Here is a 415-nt window from a genome sequence, read left to right on the forward strand (position 1 = left end):
CGCGGTGCCGGGGATGGCCCAGGGCCGGGCCAGGGTCTCCGGGTCACGCAGGTACGGCCAGAACTCCCCGGACCCGTCCGGGGCGTTGACCTCGGTCGCGAACCGCGGATCCACCTGCTCCAACGACGACGCGTCGGGGACCTTCCACGGCTCCGACCCGTTCGCCAACGCACCGTCCGACAGCACCATCACCGGGGTGCGGTACTTCACCGCGATCGCGGCGGCCTCGATGGCGGCATGGAAACAGTCACCCGGCGACTGCGGGGCGATGATCGGCAACGGGGCCTCACCGTTACGGCCGAACATGGCCTGCAACAGATCCGCCTGCTCGGTCTTGGTCGGCAACCCCGTCGAGGGTCCGCCGCGCTGGACGTCGATGACCAGCAGCGGTAGTTCGAGGGCGACGGCCAGGCCG

Annotated in this window: 1 pseudogene; it reads right to left on the bottom strand. The window is 70.8% G+C overall.

Features of this window, described 5'->3' with window-relative positions:
* Nucleotides 1-415 (bottom strand): annotated as a pseudogene (locus H5J29_RS34165) (2-oxoacid:acceptor oxidoreductase subunit alpha); the annotation flags it as partial.

The organism is Pseudonocardia pini (genome assembly GCF_013870575.1).
Lineage (GTDB): Bacteria > Actinomycetota > Actinomycetes > Mycobacteriales > Pseudonocardiaceae > Pseudonocardia > Pseudonocardia pini.